General features: G+C 58.3%; 5 protein-coding genes. 2 read left to right on the top strand and 3 right to left on the bottom strand.

All coding sequences use genetic code 11. The features are described 5' to 3' along the window. On the bottom strand, positions 1-1,141 hold a 1,141-nt coding region (locus tag ACRESD_RS00120), incomplete at its 3' end, for a 3'-5' exonuclease (RefSeq protein ID WP_431749077.1). A 198-nt stretch (positions 1,142-1,339) separates the two neighbouring features. Here ACRESD_RS00120 and ACRESD_RS00115 point away from each other — a divergent pair. After that, the gene (locus tag ACRESD_RS00115; RefSeq protein ID WP_431749076.1) at positions 1,340-1,927 is read left to right on the top strand and encodes a hypothetical protein; all 588 of its coding nucleotides are present in this window, start codon (positions 1,340-1,342) and stop codon (positions 1,925-1,927) included. A gap of 39 nt (positions 1,928-1,966) precedes the next feature. On the opposite strand, the gene ACRESD_RS00110 is transcribed toward ACRESD_RS00115, so the two are convergent. After that, positions 1,967-2,434, bottom strand: a complete 468-nt coding sequence (locus ACRESD_RS00110) for an SRPBCC family protein (protein ID WP_431749075.1) — start codon at positions 2,432-2,434, stop codon at positions 1,967-1,969. A 98-nt stretch (positions 2,435-2,532) separates the two neighbouring features. Between ACRESD_RS00110 and ACRESD_RS00105 the strand changes: the two genes are divergently transcribed. Then, on the top strand, positions 2,533-2,922 hold the full coding sequence (locus tag ACRESD_RS00105; protein ID WP_431749074.1) for a GFA family protein: 390 nt from the start codon (positions 2,533-2,535) through the stop codon (positions 2,920-2,922). Between the two features lies 1 nt (position 2,923). On the opposite strand, the gene mrdA is transcribed toward ACRESD_RS00105, so the two are convergent. Further along, entirely contained in the window at positions 2,924-4,816 is a 1,893-nt protein-coding gene (gene mrdA / locus ACRESD_RS00100; RefSeq protein ID WP_431749073.1) for a penicillin-binding protein 2, read from the bottom strand. Positions 4,817-5,116: the final 300 nt, after the last annotated feature.

Genomic DNA, 5,116 nt, shown 5'->3' with positions numbered 1-5,116 from the left:
TCAGCGGCATGTACAAATGGGTGAAGGCGGCCACCGAGCCGCCGTTACGGTCGGCCGGCAAGCCGGTGACACTGGCCCGCTCCAGCAGGAACTTGAGCAGGTCGGTCTTGGCGAAAATCCGCGTGACCAGCTCGCAGTCCTTGAGGTTGTAGCGCGCCAGGGCGGGCTTGTCCTCGGCGAACATGCGGTTGATTTCGTCCATGCGCTGGTACGGTGTGGAGATATCCTTGCCTTCGCCGAGCAGGGTTTGCGCGACGTTTTCCAAGCTGAAGGATTCGAAACTCCAGGTGGCGGAACGCAGCGCCTCGATGCCGTCGATGATCAGCCGCCCCGCTGCCGCCGCGAAGTAGTGATTGCGACTGCCGTGTTCACGCCAAGCCATGGCTTCACCACCACGTCCCAGCAGCAGCGGCACATTGAGACGCTGGGCATGTTCATGGAGTACGCGCAGGTCGAATTGCACCAGGTTCCAACCAATGATCGCATCGGGATCAAAAGTGGCGAGCCATTGGTTGAGGCGTTCGAGCAGTTGGGCGCGGGTATCGCAATAGTCGAGCTTGAAATCCACAGCCGTGGTTTTGTTGGGTGGGCCGAGCATGTACACCTGGCGCTCGCCGCAACCTTCGAGGGCGATGGAATAAAGATCGCCCTGGGCGGTGGTCTCGATATCGAGGGACACCAGCTTGAGCGGCGGCCGGTAGTCGGGCGCGGGTTTCAACTGCGCATCATCCAGTACACCGGCAGCATCGAGCGTGCCGCCAAACCACACGGGAGCAGTGATGAAGCGCTCCATCATGTAGCGCTCGGGTGGGCGTACATCACCTTCGTAGACATCGACCCCGGCAGCACGCAGGCGTTTTTCCAGGTCCATCAGTTGGCGATGTTGGCGGGTGTAGAGGCCCAACACGGGGCGATGATGAAAATCGCACAATTGCAACGGACGCAATTCGATATCGCGTTCACCCTTGAGCAGCCAATCGAGCGGCTTGCGATGAGCCTCTGGAATGAACATTACCGAGGTCTGCACGGGTAACCGGATACGCCGCGGACCGTGGTCCGTGGCCAACCAGAAACTGACCTCCGTCCCCGCCGGGGTGTCGCGCCAATGCCGGGTCAGGACAAAACCCTGCTGTAAATCCACCGTACCGCACCTCAGGAATCGCTTTCAGAGCATGATTCTACTCGGTGGGTGGCTATTTGACTCAAGGCGATCCACGGGTGGCGAAGTTGTCGGCGACGGTGGACTTTTAACAGACGTTACAACGTGGAGAGTTGGAGGATTTGCGCATCGCTGACTCGCCACTAGACTCAGGACTTCTCTCACATGGAAGTTCTCACAATGATCTCATCCCGCACCCTGCACCAGGCAGTCGCCCTGGTCACACTACTGTCTGTCGGCAACCTCGCTGCTTACGCTGTAGACATCCCGTTGTCCAAATCCCTAGAGGCCGATGAAGTGACCACCAAGGTGCTGTCGGTTGATGCAGCCAATCACCAGGTCGTGCTCGCCGGCGCCCAAGGTAACCCCGTGCATGTGCAATTGAGTGATGAAGCCAAGGACCTGGGCAACCTCAAGGTAGGTGATCAGGTGAAGGTGCTGACCACCCATTCGGTGGCCGCCGTGCTCGATACCGATGTGGACAAGAGCCCGCCCGACGCCAGCGAAAAAACCGGCGTGGTGCGCGCCACCGCCGACAACCCGAACCCCGGTGGCGCAGCGTTCCGCCAGGTACAGGTGCAATTGAAGATCACCCACATCGACCTGAAGAAAAACCAGGTCACCCTGGAGAATCCGACCGGCGCCACCAAAGTGTTGAACGTTGAAAAGCCGGAAATCCGCGCCGGCCTCAAAGACCTCAAGGTCGGGCAAAGTGTGCTGGTGACCTTCACCGATACCCTGGAAATCACCACCGCTCACGAAGGCTGACTCAAGTGAACACGGGCATCCATACTGATGCCCGTGGGGTCAGGCTCGGCGGGCTTGGCCCAGGTAAGTTTCGATATTGCCCATTTGCTCGTCCCAGCCACGGGAATTCATCTTGAAGGCTTTTTGGCGACGGGCCTCAGGGATTGCGTCAAACCCGGACTCGACCACCCGCAGCAGAATGCCTGGCGCACGGTCTTCAAGGGTGAATTCCACCAGTGTCGGGGTTTCCTTGTCGTAATCGACATCCTGCTCGACCGCGTAAGGATGCCACCAGAAGGAAAACAGGGTTTGGGGCAGGATGCGCTCGATCTTGGCCTTCCACACCACATGTTCGTAGCCAGGGTAGGTAATCGGCGCTTCGATGGTTTCACCCGCGACGAAAGCTTTACCCTTGAGCGCGATACCGAACCAACTGCCGAATTGCTCGGCATTCGTAAGGGCTTCCCAGACCTGTTTGCGTGAAGCGTTGAGCAAGACTTTTCGTTCGATGCGATCTAATACGTGCATAAGTCACCTCCTCCATTGACAGTAGGCGACATCGACCAATGCGCAACCTTGAGTTGTGCGCGATGATGATGCCCCTATCCTTGACCCGGCCGTACGTTATGACTGACCCGTTGAATGGAAGTTGCTTCTGCAAAGCTGTGCGCTATCAGGTGGACAGCCTCGACATGCCCATCAGCCATTGCCACTGCAACAGTTGCCGCAAAACCCATGCAGCCGCGTTCGTCGCCACCGCCGGGGTGATGCGCGAGCACTTTCGTTGGACGCAGGGTGAAGAGTTGCTGTCGGCGTTTGAATCTTCCCCGGGCAAGTTGAGGCATTTCTGCTCCCGTTGCGGTTCACACCTGATGGCTGAACGCGGGCATCAGCCCCATGTGATCGTGCGCGTGGCGACGCTGGATGATGACCCGGGCGTCAGGCCCACCTCGCATATCTGGACGAGCCACGATGTTCCGTGGCTGGCTCATGAGGGCTTGGAGGATTCGGCGTGACTTAGACGTGTGGATCACCCGGAGCTTTGACCGGAGTCGCATATTGCGGCTTCAAATGCCCCTCTTGATCGAGCAGCCACGCGTCCATGATTTGCCGAACCACCGGACCGGCGACGCGTCCCCCCGCCTCCCCGTTCTCGATCATCACCGAGATCACGATCTTCGGGTGTTCCGCCGGGGCAAAACCGACGAACAAGGCGTTATCGCGATGACGCTCCAGGGTCTTGTTACGGTTGTAACGCTCACCTTGCTTGATTGCGACCACCTGCGCCGTACCACTCTTGCCGGCGATGCGGTATTGCGCACCTTGCGCCGCCGCCCGTGCGATGCCGCGTGGGTCGTGCATCACCAACTGCATGCCGTGGTTGACCTGTTCCCAATCACGCGGGTCCTTGAGGACGACGTTGGGCATCGGGTTCTCGTCCACCGGCGGCACACCGTTGATGGTCTTGGCCAGGTGAGGTCGGTTCCACACGCCTTTGTTAGCGATCAACGCGGTGGCCTGGGCCAGTTGTAATGGTGTGACCTGCATATAACCCTGGCCAATGCCGAGGATCACGGTTTCGCCTGGGAACCAAGGCTGACGCCGGGTTGCGCGCTTCCAGGCTTGGGAGGGCATCAAGCCAGCTGACTCCTCGAACATGTCCAGGGAAACTTTCTGGCCGAGACCGAACTCAGCCAGGTAGTCATGCAGCCGGTCGATTCCGAGTTTGTGGGCCAGGTCATAAAAGTAGGTGTCGTTGGAACGCATGATAGCCGCGTCCATATCCACCCAGCCGTCGCCGCTGTGATTCCAGTTGCGGTATTTGTGGTCAAAGTCGGGCAGTTGGTAGTAACCGGGGTCGAACACCCGGGTTTGGGCGGTCACTACACCACTGTCGAGGCCGGCGATGGCCACTTCCGGCTTGATGGTCGAACCAGGCGCGTAGAGCCCGCGCAACACGCGATTGAACAACGGTCGGTCGATGGAGTCGTGCAGTGCGGCGTATTCCTTGAAGCTGATACCGGTGACGAACAGGTTCGGGTCGAAGCTCGGCTTGCTGACCATGGCCAGCACCTCGCCCGTTTCCGGATCAAGGGCTACTACCGAACCACGGCGGTCACCCAGTGCCTCTTCGGCAGCTTCCTGAAGTTTGACGTCGAGGCTCAGAACAATGTTTTTGCCGGGGATCGGATCGGTGTGCTTGAGCACGCGCAACACACGGCCTTGGGCATTGGTCTCGACCTCCTCATAACCGACGTGGCCATGTAGCTCAGACTCGTAGAAACGCTCGATGCCGGTCTTGCCGATGGATTGCGTACCGCGATACTCCACGGAGTCGAGGACCTTGGATTCTTTTTCATTGATACGGCCGACGTAGCCGATCGAATGGGCGAAATGCGCGCCCAGCGGGTAGTGCCGCACGAACTGCGGCTCAACGTCCACACCGGGTAGACGGAATTCGTTGACGGCCAACACGGCGATCTGCTCTTCCGTCAGCTCATAAAACAACGTGACGGGGACAAACGGGTGACGTGCTTGCTTCAGTGCCTTGTCGAATACCGCGCGATCCTCGGCAGGCAAGTGCAGAAGATCGACGATAGCGTCCAGTTCGCCTTTAAGGTCGGTAGTACGCTCGCGGGTGATTGTCAGGTTGTAGCTGGGCCGGTTATCCGCCAGCACGACGCCATTGCGGTCATAGATCAACCCACGGGTCGGCGTTATCGGCAGCACGTGGACCCGGTTGTTTTCAGAAATCGTGGAGTGATAGTCGTACTGCACTACCTGCAAGAAATACATGCGGCCCACTAAGGCACAGGTGATGCCGATCACCAGCAGCGCGCAGGCGAACAGGCGCTTGTTGACCAGGCGGTTTTCTTTCTCGTGATCCTTGATCGGTATCGGTTCAGGCATTTCTACAGCATCTCGTTGAAGAAGGTCGACGCCGCATCCTGCGGGTAAAAGATCAATCCCTATGAAAATGTGCTGCACCATACCAAAAATGCAGAAACACTTTGCATTGATTTCCCCAACGGCATGCTGTTTTGTCAGGCGAGCACGGCTTTGGGCTACAGATGGGCCCTTGGGTGAAAAGCTTGTGCAGCAAAAACTTCAAATATTTTCGAGCGCCCAAAACAAAACCCCATCTGCTTTCGCAAATGGGGTTTCGGAATTTAATCTTGACGATGACCTACTCTCACATGGGGAAACCCC

The sequence above is a fragment of the Pseudomonas sp. genome (genome assembly GCF_050739995.1).
Taxonomy (GTDB): Bacteria; Pseudomonadota; Gammaproteobacteria; order Pseudomonadales; family Pseudomonadaceae; genus Aquipseudomonas.
This window is presented reverse-complemented; position numbering and strand designations above follow the sequence as displayed.

Excerpts from the sequence above, each read along its gene's own strand:
- ACRESD_RS00110 (WP_431749075.1), bottom strand. The coding sequence starts at position 2,434 with ATGCACGTATTAGATCGCATCGAACGAAAAGTCTTGCTCAACGCTTCA.
- ACRESD_RS00105 (WP_431749074.1), top strand. The coding sequence starts at position 2,533 with ATGACTGACCCGTTGAATGGAAGTTGCTTCTGCAAAGCTGTGCGCTAT.
- ACRESD_RS00115 (WP_431749076.1), top strand. The coding sequence starts at position 1,340 with ATGATCTCATCCCGCACCCTGCACCAGGCAGTCGCCCTGGTCACACTA.
- mrdA (WP_431749073.1), bottom strand. The coding sequence starts at position 4,816 with ATGCCTGAACCGATACCGATCAAGGATCACGAGAAAGAAAACCGCCTG.